Annotated in this window: 12 protein-coding genes and 2 pseudogenes; 4 read left to right on the forward strand and 10 right to left on the reverse strand. The window is 50.1% G+C overall.

Annotated features, from left to right (window positions below):
• Nucleotides 1-596 precede the first annotated feature (596 nt).
• Genes dxs through xseB form a run of 3 tightly spaced genes read right to left on the reverse strand, consistent with a single transcriptional unit; the run spans nt 597 to nt 3,616 of the window.
• The gene (gene dxs, locus AT746_RS16165) at nt 597-2,465 is read right to left on the reverse strand and encodes a 1-deoxy-D-xylulose-5-phosphate synthase (protein WP_062482384.1); all 1,869 of its coding nucleotides are present in this window, start codon (nt 2,463-2,465) and stop codon (nt 597-599) included.
• A 9-nt stretch (nt 2,466-2,474) separates the two neighbouring features.
• Nucleotides 2,475-3,371 (reverse strand): (2E,6E)-farnesyl diphosphate synthase, encoded by an 897-nt coding sequence (gene ispA / locus AT746_RS16170; protein ID WP_062482385.1) that lies wholly within the window; start codon nt 3,369-3,371, stop codon nt 2,475-2,477.
• On the reverse strand, nt 3,368-3,616 hold the full coding sequence (xseB, locus tag AT746_RS16175; protein ID WP_062482387.1) for an exodeoxyribonuclease VII small subunit: 249 nt from the start codon (nt 3,614-3,616) through the stop codon (nt 3,368-3,370). The genes ispA and xseB overlap by 4 nt, the downstream gene beginning before the upstream one ends.
• Nucleotides 3,617-3,991: 375 nt before the next feature.
• Between xseB and pomA the strand changes: the two genes are divergently transcribed.
• From pomA to AT746_RS16195, 4 genes are all read left to right on the forward strand, one after another.
• Complete coding sequence (pomA, locus tag AT746_RS16180) at nt 3,992-4,756, forward strand: flagellar motor protein PomA (protein WP_062482388.1); 765 nt, start codon at nt 3,992-3,994, stop codon at nt 4,754-4,756.
• 5 nt (nt 4,757-4,761) lie between these two features.
• On the forward strand, nt 4,762-5,694 hold the full coding sequence (locus tag AT746_RS16185; RefSeq protein WP_062482390.1) for a flagellar motor protein MotB: 933 nt from the start codon (nt 4,762-4,764) through the stop codon (nt 5,692-5,694).
• An 85-nt stretch (nt 5,695-5,779) separates the two neighbouring features.
• Entirely contained in the window at nt 5,780-7,240 is a 1,461-nt protein-coding gene (thiI, locus tag AT746_RS16190) for a tRNA uracil 4-sulfurtransferase ThiI (RefSeq protein WP_062482391.1), read from the forward strand.
• A gap of 280 nt (nt 7,241-7,520) precedes the next feature.
• Entirely contained in the window at nt 7,521-8,579 is a 1,059-nt protein-coding gene (locus AT746_RS16195; RefSeq protein ID WP_062482393.1) for a hypothetical protein, read from the forward strand.
• A 215-nt stretch (nt 8,580-8,794) separates the two neighbouring features.
• On the opposite strand, the gene mutT is transcribed toward AT746_RS16195, so the two are convergent.
• The 7 genes and pseudogenes from mutT to ftsA all read right to left on the reverse strand — a co-directional run bounded on the left by mutT (nt 8,795) and on the right by ftsA (nt 17,136).
• Nucleotides 8,795-9,205: an 8-oxo-dGTP diphosphatase MutT gene (gene mutT, locus AT746_RS16200; protein ID WP_062484319.1), complete on the reverse strand. Its 411-nt coding sequence runs from the start codon at nt 9,203-9,205 to the stop codon at nt 8,795-8,797.
• Between the two features lie 237 nt (nt 9,206-9,442).
• Nucleotides 9,443-9,538, reverse strand: a pseudogene (locus AT746_RS20305) (SEC-C metal-binding domain-containing protein); the annotation flags it as partial.
• Between the two features lie 62 nt (nt 9,539-9,600).
• Nucleotides 9,601-12,139 (reverse strand): annotated as a pseudogene (secA, locus tag AT746_RS16205) (preprotein translocase subunit SecA); the annotation flags it as partial.
• Nucleotides 12,140-12,414: 275 nt separating this feature from the next.
• Complete coding sequence (locus AT746_RS16210; protein ID WP_062482399.1) at nt 12,415-13,323, reverse strand: M23 family metallopeptidase; 909 nt, start codon at nt 13,321-13,323, stop codon at nt 12,415-12,417.
• A 251-nt stretch (nt 13,324-13,574) separates the two neighbouring features.
• Nucleotides 13,575-14,489 (reverse strand): UDP-3-O-acyl-N-acetylglucosamine deacetylase, encoded by a 915-nt coding sequence (gene lpxC / locus AT746_RS16215; protein ID WP_062482402.1) that lies wholly within the window; start codon nt 14,487-14,489, stop codon nt 13,575-13,577.
• Between the two features lie 163 nt (nt 14,490-14,652).
• Nucleotides 14,653-15,825 (reverse strand): cell division protein FtsZ, encoded by a 1,173-nt coding sequence (gene ftsZ / locus AT746_RS16220; protein ID WP_062482404.1) that lies wholly within the window; start codon nt 15,823-15,825, stop codon nt 14,653-14,655.
• A gap of 81 nt (nt 15,826-15,906) precedes the next feature.
• Nucleotides 15,907-17,136, reverse strand: coding sequence for a cell division protein FtsA (ftsA, locus tag AT746_RS16225; RefSeq protein WP_062482407.1), 1,230 nt, complete (start codon nt 17,134-17,136; stop codon nt 15,907-15,909).
• Nucleotides 17,137-17,161 lie beyond the last annotated feature (25 nt).

Genomic DNA, 17,161 nt, shown 5'->3' on the forward strand with positions numbered 1-17,161 from the left:
CAACAGATTAAATCCTTGCTAACACCTCCGTGTTCTCTGCGACTCTGCGGTAAAACTGCTTTTTGTTGATGTTTTGCGTGTGAGGCGAGAGTATCCCGGATTCCGCTTCGCTTCATCCAGGCTACATGACTTATGATCCGCAGAGGGTCATTCCCGCATGGTGTTAGCGGGAATCCAGTGCCTTTCTGTGAGCAATTGATTTTTTCAGTTTTCAACACCTCTGCGAAATCCAACAAAGAAAAGCCCGGGATCTCGCAGAGGCGCGGAGGTCGCAAAGGAAAGCATAAACCGGCTCTGTCTTTTTTTCGTGAGTTTAGTGTTCTTCGTGGTTGAAGCTTTTTTCTCACCAAAGGCAGGAACGTATATTTTTTTACCGAGGAGCCATTGAGGCGACAGGGCCCTATAGGGCCAACTCCGTGTCCCTCTGCGTCTTTGCGCCTCTGCGAGATGAAATTGATTCGGGAAGTATGGAAAACACGAAAAAGATACTTCTCACCGCGGGGACGCAGAGTTCAACAGATTAAATCCTTGCTAACACCTCCGTGTCCTTTGTGACTCTGTGGTGAATATTTCTTCTTGTGTGGCTGGGTGGGTGGTCAGGGCTTTTCCACAAAGTTGCGGATTTGCTCAATAATCCCCGCACCATCAATTTTCAGTTCTGCATACATCTGCTGCTGAGTGCCCTGCATAATAAACTGATCCGGCAGACCCAGGCAGAGCAACTGATTGTCCTGCTTCTGCCGGTGCAGAGATTCACCCACAGCACTGCCTGCCCCTCCCATAACAGCGCCGTCTTCCAGAGTCACCAGGGTAGTGTGATCTTTAGCTATCTGATGCAACAACTCTTCATCAAGGGGCTTAACAAATTTCATATCCACCAGGGTAGCGTCGATCTCTTCGGCCGCTTCCCTGGCACCGGGCAGTAAGGTGCCAAAATTAAGGATGGCGATATTGCTGCCCTTACGGACTATCTCGCCCTTGCCCAGTGGCAACGCGGTCATATCCTGCTGAACCTCGGCACCACAGCCCTGCCCGCGCGGATAGCGCACCGCAGCAGGCTGATTGAGTTGATAGCCTGTGTACAGCATTTGCCTGCACTGGTTCTCGTCGCTGGGGGTCATAATGACCATATTCGGCACACAGCGCATAAAAGGGATATCAAAGGCACCCTGATGTGTGGGGCCGTCTGCGCCGACTATTCCTGCGCGGTCAATGGCCAGCAACACTGGCAGGTTCTGCAGGGCGATATCATGGATAAGCTGGTCATAAGCCCGCTGCAAAAAGGTGGAGTAAATCGCCACCACGGGCTTGAGACCATCTTTGGCCAGACCTGCGGCAAAGGTCAGGGCATGTTGCTCAGCGATGGCCACATCGAAATATTGCGCAGGAAAGCGCTGGGAAAACTCTACCATCCCGGAGCCTTCACGCATGGCTGGCGTAATCGCCATAAGCTTTTTATCCTGCCCAGCCATATCACACAGCCAGTTACCGAATATTTTTGAAAAGGTCGGGCCGGATGCCTTGGCCTTCGGAAGGGTTTTTTCACTGGGGTCGAATTTCGGCACCGCGTGGTAATTTATCGGATCCTGTTCTGCACTCTCGTACCCTTTGCCCTTCTTAGTGACGATATGCAACAAATTTGGGCCGCTGAGTTTGCGCATGTTGCGCAGGGTGTCCACCAGACCATTCACATCATGGCCATCTATAGGGCCGATATAGTTGATCCCCAGTTCTTCAAAGATGGTACCAGGCACCACCATGCCCTTAATATGCTCCTCGGCACGGCTGGCAAACTCCTTGATCGGTGGCACATTGCTGAGCAGCTTTTTGCCTCCATCACGAATAGAGTTGAAGAAGCGTCCGGTAAGCAAACGGGCCAGATGGCTGTTCAGTGCACCGACATTTTCAGAAATAGACATTTCATTGTCATTAAGTACCAGCAACAGATCCTTGTCCATGTCACCGGCATGATTCATGGCCTCAAAGGCCATTCCCGCGGTTAGTGCACCATCGCCGATTACGGCAACAATTTTTCGATCTTTGCCCTCTTTCTCTGCCGCCACCGCCATCCCCAGGGCGGCACTGATAGAAGTAGAAGAGTGGCCCACTGCGAAGGTGTCATATTCACTTTCGGGTGGCCATGGAAAAGGGTGAAGACCATCCTTCTGGCGAATGCTGGACATCCGCTCTCGCCGACCGGTAACAATTTTATGGGGATAGGCCTGATGGCCCACATCCCAGATCAGGCGATCAAAAGGGGTGTTATACACATAATGTAAAGCCACGGTCAGCTCAACCGTACCCAGGCCAGAGGCAAAGTGACCACTGCTCTGACTGACACTGGCAAGCAGATACTGACGCAATTCATTGGCAAACTGACGTAATTTTTCCTGCGGTAATTTTCGCAACTGTGCAGGATCATCTGCCAGCGACAGCGTCGGGTAATGAGCTAAATCCAGAGTCATGTGGTTTTTCTAATGGTTACGATGAATGATGTAGTCCGCAAAGGACGCCAGTGAAGAGGTATTGTAGGGCAAAGCGTCTAAGGCTTGAAGTGCTTCTTGATAAAGACGCTCTGTCAGGGATTTAGCCCCTTCCAGTCCCAGTAACGCCGGGTAGGTACTCTTTTTCATCAATACATCTGAGCCCTGTGGCTTACCCAGGGTTTGGGTATCGGCTGTGATATCCAGAATATCGTCCTGTACCTGAAATGCCAGTCCTATGGCGCCGGCATATTCCGCCAGTCTCGCTACCTGATCAGGCTCGAGCTGAGCCATTGCCGCTGGCATCAATAATGCCGCCTCCAGTAAGGCTCCGGTTTTGCTCCTGTGCAGGGCTTCGAGCTCGGTGACCGACACAGCCTTGTCGGTCGCTGCCAGATCCAGAGCCTGACCACCACACATGCCTCTGTACCCCGATGCTTTAGCCAGAATGCTGATCACAGCAGACCGATAATCTGCCTTTCCCTGCTGTAGTGGCATACTGGCAAGAATTTCGAAAGCCATGGCCTGCAATGCATCCCCGGCCAGGATCGCTGACGCCTCATCAAAAGCCACGTGACAGGTTGGCTTTCCACGGCGCAGTTCGTCATTGTCCATGGCCGGCAAATCATCATGAATTAAGGAATAGGTATGGATACATTCCAGCGCCATGGCCGGGGCATCAAGCGCATCGGGCTTGAGTTCCAGCATTCGCCCGCAGGCATAAACCAGCGCCGGACGAACCCTTTTTCCGCCATTCAGCAACGCATAGGCCATGGCGTCTTTCAGCCTTGGGGCCAGCGCGGGTAGCTGCTGTAACTGGTGTTCGAGGCCAGTATTTACCCTTTGCTGGTATTGCTCAAACTCCTCGTGCCAGCCTGAATGCGTCACTTGGGCGGCTCTTCTGAGAAAGGTACCAGCTCAGATTGCCCCTGTTGTTGAAGTAACTGCTGAACTTTCTGTTCGGCCTGACGCAGACGGTTCTGACTGAGCCTGGTGAGTTCCACGCCCCGCTCAAATTGCTGCAAAGCCTGTTCCAGGGGCAGCTCGCCCTGCTCCATCTGCTCAACGATCTGCTCCAACTCTTTCAGAGCTTCTTCAAAGCTCAGATTTTCACTTTTTTTGCGGCTTGTCATAGGAAGAAGTTACTGTCATTACTGTGCTAAAAGGATTCCGCTCAAACGGGCCTGAGACGAGTCTGGCACCTTACCCGAGGGGATATGAAGGGTCAAACACTTTGTCATAGACACTAAGCCTGAGTAACGTAAATATGCGGGTTTAAGCGGGAGTTACCGGATACTTTAAGGCTACTCAGGTATAAACGCTTCAGGATTATTTCTGAGTGTCGATAAATTGGTGAAATAACTCAACTACTTATCCTGTCTGCAAAGGACAGAATAAGTGCTTGCCAGGCTTGTTGCCAGGCCATGAAATAAGGCAATATGTAATCTATAGCTGTTGTCTTACAGGTTCTGGAAGATTAGATAACCAGGGTTTTAGGGGAGAAAAGTGTGGATTTAGCAACCCTGATCGGCATGTTAGGGGCCATGGGCTTTATCGTTATGGCCATGGTGCTCGGTGGCGATATCATGATGTTTGTCAACGTGCCCTCCATTCTGATTGTGTTTGGCGGTTCCATTTTTGTGGTCATGAGCTCCTATACCCTGGGTCAGTTCTTCGCTGCCGGGAAAATTGCCGCCAAAGCTTTTATGTTCAGGATTGAATCACCGGAAGAGCTGATTGAGAAGATTGTTGAAATGGCCGATTCAGCCCGTAAAGGTGGCTTTCTGGCCCTTGAAGAAGCGGAAATCAACAACGGGTTTATGCAGAAAGGTGTGGATATGCTGGTGGATGGCCACGATGTAGATGTGGTCAGGGGGACGCTGGCAAAAGATATTTCCATGACCACAGAACGGCATGAATTCGGCGCTTCTATATTCAAAACACTGGGCGATGTGGCCCCCGCTATGGGCATGATCGGTACCCTCATCGGTCTGGTCGCCATGCTTTCGAATATGGATGATCCTAAAGCCATAGGCCCGGCGATGGCGGTCGCCCTGCTGACGACCCTTTACGGTGCCTTCTTCGCTAATGTCATTGCCATTCCTATTGCCAATAAACTGACCAACCGCGCAGAGCAGGAAAAACTCAACCAGAGCGTGGTACTGGATGGAATTCTCGGCATCGCCGATGGTCAGAACCCAAGAGTGATCGAAGGTCTTCTGAAGAACTATCTTGCCGCCAATAAGCGCAATGCCGGTGAACCGGATGAGTAAATAGCATGGCTGAACAACAGCAGGAATGTCCAAAATGTCCACCACCCGGGCTGCCGGCCTGGATGGCGACCTTTGCTGATCTGATGTCATTACTGATGTGCTTTTTCGTGCTATTGCTGGCCTTTTCCGAAATGGATGTTCTTAAGTTCAAACAGATTGCCGGTTCAATGAAGTTTGCCTTCGGTGTACAGAACAAAATTGAAGTCAAAGATATTCCCAAAGGCACCAGTGTGATAGCGATGGAGTTCCGTCCCGGCAAGCCTGACCCCACTCCGATTGAGAATATCCAGCAACAGACCATTGAGATGACCCAACAAATGCTGGAATTTGAAGCCGGTGAGGAAGACTCCGCCGGAGGCCGGCAGAAATTGCGCGGCACTCAGCGAGGCGGAAAATCGCAACAAACGGCACAAGCCACTCCAAGTGCAGCCGCGTCGCAGTCCGCCAGCGAACAGAGCAGCGAACAAATGAAGAAGATTGCCCAGGAACTAGAGCAGCAGATCATGGACGGCGCAATTGAAATGGAATCGCTGGGGCAACAGATAACCATCAGAATAAAAGAGAATGGTGCCTTCTCCGCAGGCTCTGCCTTTTTACAGCCCCAGTTTGTTCCGGTATTACGCAAAGTCGGCAGACTGTTGGTGGATATCCCTGGCACCATCGAAGTGTCCGGCCACAGCGATGATCAACAGATCTCCAACGAGCTTTACCGTTCCAACTGGGATCTCTCTGCCCAGAGGGCCGTTGCGGTCGCTGAAGCCATGCGCGGCGCAGAGGGCTTTGACGAGTCGCGCATGTCGGTGGTAGGGATGGCGGACACCCGTCCGCTTGGAGACAACAACACGGCACAAGGGCGAAGCCAGAACCGACGGGTGGAAATTACCATCAATCAGGGCGAAGCCATGGAGGCAGGGCCGATTTCTATTGTCGAACCCTGATCGTTAATACCCTATCCACCCTGATTGGGTATCCAGATCAGTTTTGCTATAATCCGCGCACTTTACTGTCCGGCCCATCATCGATATGAAGTTTATTCTCAAACTGCACCCCGAAATCACCATAAAAAGTGATTCGGTCAGGCGGCGCTTTACCCGCATTCTGGAATCCAATATCCGCAATCTTTTTAAGCCCTATGATTTCAGGATCGCCTTGTGGAATCGCTGGGACAAGCTGATTCTGGAAGCCAAAACCACTGCTCCTGATGAGCTGGCGCAGGTGCTGGACCAGCTCAAACGCATTCCGGGTATCGAACAATGCCTGCAGGTACAGCAAAGCGACTATCAGGATCTACATGATATCTATCTGCAGGTCAAAGCGGTCTGGGGCGATAAGCTCAGTGGTAAACGCTTTGCGGTAAAGGTTCGCCGCCGCGGTAAACACGAATTCACCTCCATGGATGTCGCCCGCTATGTGGGTGGCGGCCTGAATCAGCATTGCGACACCGCAGGCGTGGATCTGACCAATCCGCAAGTGCTGATAGAACTGGAAGTAGACAAAGATCAACTGCTAATCATCAATGACAGATTCAGGTGCCTTGGCGGTATGCCGCTGCCAACCCAGGAAGATGTGGTTTCACTGATTTCCGGAGGCTTCGACTCTGGCGTATCCAGCTATCAGATGATCCGTCGCGGTGCCCGCACCCATTACTGTTTCTTTAATCTGGGCGGTAGCGAACACGAAATTGCGGTAAAACAGGTGGCCTGCTATTTGTGGCAGCGCTTTGGCGCCTCCCACAAGGTTAAGTTTATCAGCGTTAACTTTGAGCCCGTGGTGGCGCAAATACTCGAGCGTGTTGATAACGGCCTGATGGGGGTGGTGTTAAAACGCCTGATGCTGCAGGCAGCCACCATAGTAGCTGACAACCTGGCGGTATCGACACTGGTTACCGGAGAAGCCATGGGGCAGGTGTCCAGTCAGACACTCTCTAATCTGGCCGTCATCGACCGGGCAACCGACAAACTGGTACTCAGACCCCTTATCTGTATGGATAAATCTGAAATCATTAGCCTGGCCAGAGACATCGGCACCGAGGATCTGAGCAAAAGCATCCCCGAATATTGCGGCGTGATTTCCAATCGCCCCACGGTAAAAGCAGATTTGGAACAAGTCGAGCAGCAACAGGCATTGATCGATCAGGGACTGATAGAGAGCGTTGTGCGAGCCGCAGACGTGCTGGATATTCGTCGTATCGTTAAAGAAGCCGATGAGGAAGTCAGGGAAGTGGAAACCACTCAGTCTCTGCCTGATGATGCAGTGATACTGGATATTCGCAGCCCTGAAGAAGAAGAGCGATCGCCCCTGCATGTTGAAGACTCAGAGGTTAAACGGCTGCCCTTCTACCGCCTTTCCAGCCAGTTTGCCGGCCTTGATCAGCAACGACACTACTACCTTTACTGTGACCGTGGCGTCATGAGCAGAATGCAGGCCTTGCTGCTGCATGAACAAGGCTATACGGATGTTAAGGTCTATCGGCCTAAGGCGTGAAGCAGTTCTGGCTCAATTGATATGGCAATTGCCATCGCTCACAGCGGTCCTGACGCTTTTAGCTTGTCGGGAGTAACCGAATCTAACCTTCAGCTTTGTGTCAGTTGCGGAATTTTAATTTGGATCGATCCTTTTTATTTTTAGGATCGTGATAGTTACTAAGGCTGTGCACTATGCAAGATCTGCCCACGAGTGACTTTGTTTACCTAATGCACTGTAAACTAGTGCGGTTTCTGGTATAAAAGATTTCACAAGTAGAAACTTTAGAGCCTGTGCCTACATGCAAATCAATGAAATTCATGAGTTATCTTTATGGTATCTAGATCAGATTCAAGGGCAGAAAATAGATACGTTGCTTCAAGCGTGTATGAATCGGTTAAAGAATAACGCCACTCCCAAAACTGCTTCCATTCCTGCATTTAACAAAGATAAAGATGCCGTACTGAGTGCTCTTAATAACGTAGACTACACCCCACTAACTAACAATCAGAGAAAATGTTTACGCCAGTTAAATGTAAGTTCAATCGTGTTGGAAGGGGCAACAAAAGAATTCACTTTACTTTTTAACATGCACGTCAATGACACAAATTTTGTAATTTCCACTTTAGACAGATATTTAAAGTCTTTGAAAACGGCGGCACAAGCATTTTCGCAAGCAAAAACTGCTCTCCCTGTTATTGTTCCTAGCGAGTTTATCAGGCCCTTTGAAGTTCCAGAGGGTAAAGTCTTAACTCGCTTAACTTTTCATAATGAAGCTTCAATAAATAATCTAGTTGAATTCAATGATTGGGCAAAGCGTTGGCACTTAATTGCTCGTGGATTTTCTATTGCTATAGACCAACCTGTAGAAGACTTTGAAGTTGTAAATGCTGATAGAGGTTCATTTATTCTGGACTTATTAGCAGGTGCTGCAGCTATGAAGTTAATTTGTGAATCTTTGAAGGCTTTGACTGATTTAGCAGTCTCTTTAACCGACTTAAAAACTAAGCTTGAAAACGTAAAAGATTGTAAAGAGTTATTCCCCAAAGAAGAGTTTGAAACTTTATTGGAAACTGCTGAAAGGCGCTTGGAGAAGAAAGAAGATGAAATAGTTGAGAGTGTAGTTAAGACCCTTCAAGAGAAAGGGTTTGTAAAAAATGACACTGCGATCAATGATTTATCTAGGGCGATAAAGGAAATACATAAATTCAATTCTTTGGGTGGCTCTATGACTTGTCTAGCAAGCAAAGATGATGAGTTTAGTGCGGAAACAGTACAACAACTCAATGAATCGTATAAGTTGTTGCAGGATGGTACAGAAATAAGGCTTTTAGAAGATAAGCAAGCGGACGAAGAGTAGTTGAAAATGAACACAGTCTCTCTTCGAAGGAATAAAAAGGGTCGGGAATAAAAAGGGTCGTATCCAAATAATAATTCCGCACTTTTCACCAGAGCGGCCGGGATGGTATATCGTAAGCTTTGAGTTTCAGGGACGAAACTAAAGAGCGCCCAGGGAAGGGTTCACAGCGTCTTGCGATATGCCATACCGGCAGCTGATGACCAACTGATATAAAGTTACTTTTCCTGACCTCTGCTGCCTGAGTTTATCAGCAGTTTTTCTATAATCGCCTGGTTGGCATCGGGGAAGGGGTAGTCTGGCAATGCGGTTAACGGCGCCCATTGTCCCTGCTGGCCTTCACGGCCATGAGGCTCTCCCGTAAAGTCCTTAACCAGAAATACCTCGAGACGAACAGCTTTATCACCATAGTCGTGCTCTATCTGCATAAAGGGTTCGCTGGCACTAACGGTGATGCCGGTTTCTTCATGCAGCTCACGAGCCAGTGCCTGTTGTGCGGTCTCGCCCTGCTCACATTTACCGCCGGGGAATTCCCACTTTCCGCCCTGATGCAGGTTCTCGTCTCTCAGGGTAATAAAGACCTTGTCCTTTTGAAGGATAACGCCAACGGCGACCCTTACGAGCTTGATTGTCATAGTCAAATCCCAAATATAGCCAGGTCAGCCACCCTCTCGCATTACAGCCGCAGCATACTCTGCTGTGAAAGTATTTGTAGCAGGGATGCTACAACTAATCCTCCGGGGAAGGATGCACGGCGTCTTTCACAGCAGGATATAATGCGGCTTTACGTATAGGGTCTTAGCAACTGAACATCCATAAGTAAAAATAAAGGCCGGATTTACCGGCCTTATACGAAATACACTTTGTTATGAAAGCTTACCGTGGCATTGCTTGTATTTTTTGCCCGAGCCACAAGGACAGGGGTCATTACGTCCTACTTTCTGCCCTTCGCGGAATTGCGTCTGTGGCGTACCGGCCTCACCCTGACTATCACCGGGGTGACGTTCAGTCTGATTTTCCTGGCTCTTACGGCGCTGTTCATCTACGGCTTCCACATCAGACTCGGCTCTGACCTGAACCTTACTCAGTACGCTGATCACCTCGATTTTCAGATTTTCCAGCATTTCCGTAAACAGCTCAAAGGACTCGCGCTTATATTCCTGCTTGGGATTTTTCTGGGCATAACCGCGAAGGTGAATACCCTGACGCAGATGATCCATGGCAGCCAGATGTTCTTTCCAGTGACTGTCCAGGCTCTGCAGCATAATGGCTTTTTCGAACTGGCGCAGTACAGGCGCTCCAACCATTTCTTCTTTAGCTTTGTAAGCCTTGGCGATCGACTCCTGAATACGTTCGCGCAACACCTCTTCATAGAGCTTATCGTCTTCATCCAGCCATTGCTGAATGGGCAGATCGACCAGAAAGTCTGACTTCAGACGCTCTTCCAGCCCTTGCACTTCCCACATTTCAGCCAGTGACTGCGGCGGAATATACTGACTGATCACCGTGTCCACCACATCATCACGAATCGCTTCTATGGTTTCACTGATATCAGACTCATTCAGCAAGTCGTTGCGCTGCTCGTAGATCACCTTACGCTGATCATTGGCAACATCATCAAATTCCAGTAATTGCTTACGAATATCGAAGTTACGGGCCTCAACCTTACGCTGAGCGTTTTCGATGGCCTTGGTCACCCAGGGATGTTCAATGGCTTCGCCCCGCTCCATCCCCAGACGCTTCATCATGTTAGCCATGCGATCGGAGGCAAAGATACGCATCAGCGAGTCTTCCAGTGACAGGTAAAAGCGGGATGAACCAGGATCACCCTGACGACCAGCACGACCACGCAACTGGTTATCAATACGACGGGATTCATGACGCTCGGTGCCGATAATATGCAGGCCACCGGCTTCAATCACTTTATCGTGCTCTTCCCGCCACTCTTTCTCAATACGCTCTACGGTACCGGGTTTGGGATCCTTGATCTTGTCCAGTTCAGCCTGCCAGTTACCACCAAGCACAATGTCTGTACCACGACCCGCCATGTTAGTCGCGATGGTCACAGCACCTGGCCGCCCGGCCTGAGCAATGATATCGGCTTCCTGCTCATGGAACTTGGCATTCAGTACCTTGTGAGGAATCTTGCTCTTTTTAAGCACTGTGGAGAGCAGCTCAGAGTTTTCAATAGAAATGGTACCCACCAATACCGGACGGCCCTTTTTCACACACTCTTTGATATCGTCAATAATAGCTTCGTACTTTTCTTCAGCCGTCAGGTAAATCAAATCTGCACGATCATCGCGGATCATAGGTTTGTTGGTGGGGATAACCACAGTTTCCAGACCGTAGATGGACTGAAATTCAAAGGCCTCGGTATCTGCGGTACCTGTCATTCCCGCCAGTTTGTCATACAGGCGGAAATAATTCTGGAAGGTAATAGAGGCCAGAGTCTGGTTTTCATGTTGGATCTTGACCCCTTCTTTGGCTTCAACGGCCTGGTGCAGGCCTTCAGACCAGCGACGGCCTTCCATGGTCCGGCCGGTGTGCTCATCAACAATGATGATCTCACCTTCCTTGACAATGTAATCGACGTCACGCTGAAACAGCTTATGCGCCCTTAAAGCCGCGTTGACATGGTGCATCAGCGAGATATTCGCGGCCGCATACAGAGATTCGCCTTCAGGCAACAGGCCATTCTTGTGCATGATTTCTTCCACGTGCACCTGGCCGCGCTCAGTCAGATGAATCTGCTTGGCTTTCTCATCGATAGTGAAATCACCGTCACCCTCTTTACCTTCCTCGTCTTCTTTTTCCTGCAATTGCAGTTCAGGAATAATGGCATTAACCCGTTGATACAATTCAGAGCTGTCATCGGCCTGACCGGAGATGATCAGCGGCGTTCTGGCCTCATCGATCAGAATAGAGTCAACCTCGTCCACAACTGCATAATGCAGAGGCCGCTGAACCCGGTCATCGGGACTGAACGCCATATTGTCACGCAGATAATCGAAGCCGAACTCATTATTGGTGCCGTAAGTAATATCCGCCGCATAAGCGGCTTTCTTCTGCTCATGAGACATACCAGGCACATTACAGCCCACCGTAAGACCCAGGAATTCAAATAAGGGACGATTCCACTCGGCGTCCCGGCGGGCCAGATAATCGTTGACTGTAATCACATGCACGCCTTTACCTGTAACGCCATTAAGATAGGCAGGTAAAGTCGCGGTCAGGGTCTTACCCTCACCGGTCCGCATCTCGGATATTTTGCCATCATGAAGCACCATGCCGCCAACCAGCTGTACATCAAAATGACGCATCTTGAACACACGTTTGCTGGCTTCGCGAACCACGGCAAAGGCTTCAGGAAGAATGTCTTCACTGCTTTGCCCCTGACTCAGGCGTTCTTTAAATTCGGTGGTTTTCTGTTTGAGTTGCTCATCGCTGAGCGCCTCGTATTCAGGCTCCATCTGATTGATGACTTCGACCACTTTACGCAGCTTTTTAATTGTTCTGTCGTTACGGCTACCAAATATCTTTGTAAAAATGCTCGAAAACATGGATTTACGGCTTCCAATTATCTAAATTCAATTATCGATTCTGCACTATGGATAGCGTCAAACAACAGTGCAAAACCCCTCATTTTCAGTTAGCCCGCATGCCGAATCTGCCTCACGGACGAGACAAACACCAGGAAACGCCCGGAGCGTTTCAGGACAGCTTTAGCTTCCCCCGCGCAGCGGGTTTGTCTCACGGATGAGACAAACAAAACAATCGGCCTTAAGCCGATTGTGCAAATATCAAACAGGAGTCAGACTCCGGGGATATCAGGTCATTAACCCTTTCGGTATACGAATGGCAATGGATCGATCTGCTTCCCTTTCTTTATTACCTCGTAATGTACATGGGGTCCTGTTGAGCGCCCGGTGGAGCCCATCACAGCAATGACCTGCCCTTTGGTCACCACATCCCCTACCTGTACCTCGATTTCTTTATTATGGGCATAGCGTGTGACAAGGCCATTGCCATGCTCCACTTCCACCAGATTGCCATAACCATAACGCTCACCGGCCCAGGTTACCAGCCCGGCACCGGTGACAACCACCGCATCTCCCTCACTGCCAGCAAAATCCACCCCTTTATGCATGGCCGGCATGCCTGAGAAGGGATCTTTCCTGACTCCATAATAGGAGGACAGCCAGCCAGATTGTATAGGGCGGCCAGCAATCGCGCTCTGCTCTTCTATATGGTGATGCCGTAATACAGATTCAAGCACCTGCAATTGCTTAGTTTTATTGTCCAGTTGCGCCAGCATCTCATCCATACGACGAATAAGGTTATCAGCAGAGGCCAAATCCAGATCGGCCACTTCATGGGTAGGGCCACCGGTTGCGGGCAGATCGGAAAAGTTGAATTCCTGTGCGTTAAGGCTGGATTCCGCCACCAGCTTTTCACCCAGAGCATTGAGTCTGAGCAGCTGGCCCTGCATTTCACCCATTTTGACCAGCATACCGGTCAATTGTTGTTCAGTGGTTTGCTTCAGTTGTTCCACTTCCTGTTTTTGCTGTTGCAGGCCAGTCTGAGTGTAAACAACCCGCTCGGCACCGTCAGACAGGGGATCGGTTGTTCTGGCTGCAATAAAGGTCAGTGCCAGCGTCACCACCAGAGCGGCAAGCATTTGCCGACGACTTAAGCTGAAGCGAAAGCGTGTTTTATTCGTTCTGATTACCAGCGTTAAACTCATTGCTACCCTTGATGTTACGCCCCAACAGCGCCGGAAATTACTTATCGCCCGTCATTCCGGGCCGTTCACATTGTTTTGATTCTAAACTGTGTTGATCCTAAAAAAAAGTTTGTCTGCAGTTTGAGTTCATAACCTTGTGCCTGGATCTATACGACCCGCTCTGTGGCTACTCTCTGTGCAATAACGTAACGCATATAATGTGCCAGAAACAATAATGCCGCTGTAAGCGGCATTATGAATCAGGATATGGGTTATCCGGCCATCACCGGTGAGCCAAACTGAATCGGCAGTTTGTCTTCAGACTCATAGCTGACATATTCCCAGCAATCCCGCTGAGCCAACAATTGATTGAGCAGTTTGTTATTCAGACCATGGCCTGACTTGTATGCACAGAGTTCGCCGATAATAGCGTGACCACCAAGATACAGATCACCGATGGCATCAAGGATCTTATGCTTGAGAAACTCATCTTCGTAGCGCAGACCTTCCTGATTTAAGACTCGGTAATCGTCCAGAGCTACAGCATTTTCCATGCTGCCGCCTAAGGCCAGATCATGGGCGTGCATATATTCCAGATCTTTCATAAAGCCAAAGGTACGGGCCCGGCTGACTTCATCAATATAGGAGGAGGTGTCAAAATCCATCACCATGTGCTGGCGGGTCTGGCTGATCACCGGATGTTCGAAGTCAATTCTGAAATCCACCCTGAAACCATTATGAGGCCTGAGTTCGGCCCACTTTTCACCGTCTTCTACGCGCACGGTTCTGGTTACCCGGATAAACTTCTTGGCAACGTTTTGCTCTTCAATCCCGGCAGACTGCAACAAAAAAACAAAAGGACTGGCGCTGCCATCCATGATAGGCAACTCATTAGCGTCCACTTCGACGATAATGTTATCCACGCCCATACCGGCAAGGGCCGAGGACAAATGCTCTACCGTGGAAATACTGGTACCGTCATCATTACTAAGGCAAGTGCACAACATCGTATCCCCTACCGCATCGGCACGGGCTGGTATATCCACAAAAGGCTCCAGGTCAACGCGACGGAACACGATTCCTGTGTTCGCCGGCGCGGGTCGGAGAGTCATGGTGACCTTGTCACCTTTATGCAGACCTATTCCTGTGACCTGTACAGATTGTTTCAGAGTACGTTGTTTGATCATCTTGCTATAGCTCAATAATTAACCAGCATGCAAAAGGGCGCGTATTTTAGTGGTTTGACCACCATTTGTCAAAAATTCCTGATTGGCTAAGTTACAGAAAACTCTGAACTTATTTGCCAATATGAAATTTGTGTGACAACAAATCACCAAAAAGGTGCACCCTTTAATCCGCCTGCTTGCGTAAAAAGGCCGGAATATCCAGATATTCCAGGTCATTGTTTTGTTCGGCTTTTTCCTCTGATTGGGTCATCGAAGCCGTCTTCTCCTGAGGCTGAGCCGCTTTCTCAGCTGCGCCTGCAGACTGCAGTTTAAAGTCATTGGCTTCATTACCATAACGCCCTGAGCTGCGATTGCTCACCAGCGAAATTTCCGGCTTGCGTTCGGCACCGATGCCGGTGGCCACCAGGGTTACCCGTAATTCGTCTGACATTTCCATATCAATAACGGTTCCCACTACCACGGTGGCATTTTCAGAGGCGAAGGCTTTTATCGCGTTGCCCACGGTTTCAAACTCGTCGATGGCAAAATCAGGGCCAGCGGTAATATTCACCAGAATGCCGCGGGCGCCTGAGAGATCGATGTCTTCCAGCAGCGGACAGGCAATGGCAGCTTCTGCCGCTTCCTCAGCGCGATCTTCACCACGGGCCACGCCATTACCCATCATCGCCATGCCCATCTCGGACATAACGGTTCGTACGTCAGCAAAGTCCACATTGATCAGGCCCGGACGGGTAATCAGTTCGGCGATGCCCTGTACCGCACCACGCAGTACATCATTTGCGGCACTGAATGCCTGTAACAGTGGCGTACCACGGCCCATCACTTTCAGTAGTTTTTCATTAGGGATAGTGATCAGTGAGTCCACATATTTGGACAGCTCATCAATACCCTGCTCAGCAAACTCAATACGTTTACGTCCTTCAAAAGGAAAGGGTTTGGTCACTACCGCAACGGTAAGAATACCCATTTCCTTGGCAATACGGGCCACCTCAGGAGCTGCACCTGTACCTGTACCGCCACCCATGCCTGCGGTAATAAACACCATATCAGCGCCCTGCAGGCACTCCTGAATGGTCTCGCTGTCTTCTTCAGCGGCCTGGCGGCCTATGGCCGGGTTGGCGCCTGCTCCCAGACCCTTGGTCACTCCAGAGCCGATCTGTAAGGTGACATTGGCCTTGGAGCTTCTCAGCACCTGGGCGTCTGTATTGACGGCGATAAACTCAACCCCTTCAATATTATGGGCGAGCATATGCTCGACAGCGTTGCCGCCGCCACCGCCTACACCTATGACTTTTATTACTGCTTCTTCGTTATGACTGTCCATTAATTCAAACATACTCTCTCTCCGGTTTTGTCCTTAACAACACCTGACCCTGTACCGGGCCAGATCCCGCTAAACTTATCATTCAAAAGGTGCTCAGAACTCACCCTTAAACCAACTCTGTACCCTGTGCCAAATGCCCTGCGAGGCCTTTTGTTGGGCCAGTTGTCTGGCCCGCCAATGCTCTTTCCCGTATTGCAATAACCCGATCACTGTGGCGAAGGTGGCATCCTCCACATACTCCGACAAGCCTTTAATATTAAGGGGTTGCCCCACTCTGACCGGCATCTGAAAAATCTCCTCAGCAAACTCAACCGCGCCTTCCATTTTCGCTGTGCCACCAGTGAGCACGATACCGGCAGCGATCTGTTCTTCCAGACCGCTGTTCCGGATCTGTTCATGTACCAGCTCAAACAACTCCTGATAACGCGGCTCAATCACCTCCGCCAGTGTATGTCTGGACATGGCTCTGGGCGGACGTCCGCCAACGCTGGGCACTTCAATGCTCTCTTCCATGCTGACCATGTCTTTGAGGGCACAGGCGTAATTAATTTTGATCTCTTCGGCGTGGCTTAAAGGCGTGCGGAAGATTTTTGCGATATCACTGGTAATCTGGTTACCTGCCACCGGGATAACTGCCGTATGGCGGATGGCACCATCGGTGTAGATCACAATATCGATGGTGCCACCACCGATATCCACCACACAGACACCCAGTTCCTTCTCATCATCGGTAAGCACCGCATAACTGGACGCCAGCGCAGAGAAAATAAGCTGATCATCATTCAGCTCACAGCGCTCCACACATTTGACCAGGTTCTTGGCCATATCATCGGCACAGGTGATGATATGCGCTTCCGCCTCCATTCTGACCCCTGACATACCAACGGGATTCTTGATCCCCTCCTGCACATCAATGGTGAATTCCTGTGGCAACACATGCAATAACCGTCTTTCCGCCGCGATGGGAACAGAGCGGGCTGCATGGATCACATTGTCCACATCTTCCTGGGTCACTTCCTTGTTATTGATCGGCACCATGCCATTTTCATTCTGACACTGCACATGGCGACCGGATATAGACATAAATACCGAGGATACCCGGCAATCGGCCATCAGCTCCATTTCATTGATGGCGCTTTGTACCGACTGCACCACCAGGTTCAGATCATTGACCCCGCCTTTGTCCATGCCCCGGGCCGCATGGGTACCAACACCCACAACGCTGATGCCACCATCATCGAGGATTTCCCCGACCACAGCCTTGACCTGACTGGTGCCAATGTCCAGCCCTACGATTAAATTGCGATCCGTTACCTTAGACACCTGTCGGCTCCATAATTACTGCTTT

The organism is Lacimicrobium alkaliphilum (assembly GCF_001466725.1).
Classification (GTDB): Bacteria; Pseudomonadota; Gammaproteobacteria; order Enterobacterales; family Alteromonadaceae; genus Lacimicrobium; species Lacimicrobium alkaliphilum_B.

Bases quoted from the DNA above. Each gene is read 5' to 3' on its own strand.
- dxs (WP_062482384.1), bottom strand. From the start codon at position 2,465: ATGACTCTGGATTTAGCTCATTACCCGACGCTGTCGCTGGCAGATGAT.
- xseB (WP_062482387.1), bottom strand. From the start codon at position 3,616: ATGACAAGCCGCAAAAAAAGTGAAAATCTGAGCTTTGAAGAAGCTCTG.
- AT746_RS16185 (WP_062482390.1), top strand. From the start codon at position 4,762: ATGGCTGAACAACAGCAGGAATGTCCAAAATGTCCACCACCCGGGCTG.
- thiI (WP_062482391.1), top strand. From the start codon at position 5,780: ATGAAGTTTATTCTCAAACTGCACCCCGAAATCACCATAAAAAGTGAT.
- AT746_RS16195 (WP_062482393.1), top strand. From the start codon at position 7,521: ATGCAAATCAATGAAATTCATGAGTTATCTTTATGGTATCTAGATCAG.
- AT746_RS16210 (WP_062482399.1), bottom strand. From the start codon at position 13,323: ATGAGTTTAACGCTGGTAATCAGAACGAATAAAACACGCTTTCGCTTC.
- lpxC (WP_062482402.1), bottom strand. From the start codon at position 14,489: ATGATCAAACAACGTACTCTGAAACAATCTGTACAGGTCACAGGAATA.
- ftsZ (WP_062482404.1), bottom strand. From the start codon at position 15,825: ATGTTTGAATTAATGGACAGTCATAACGAAGAAGCAGTAATAAAAGTC.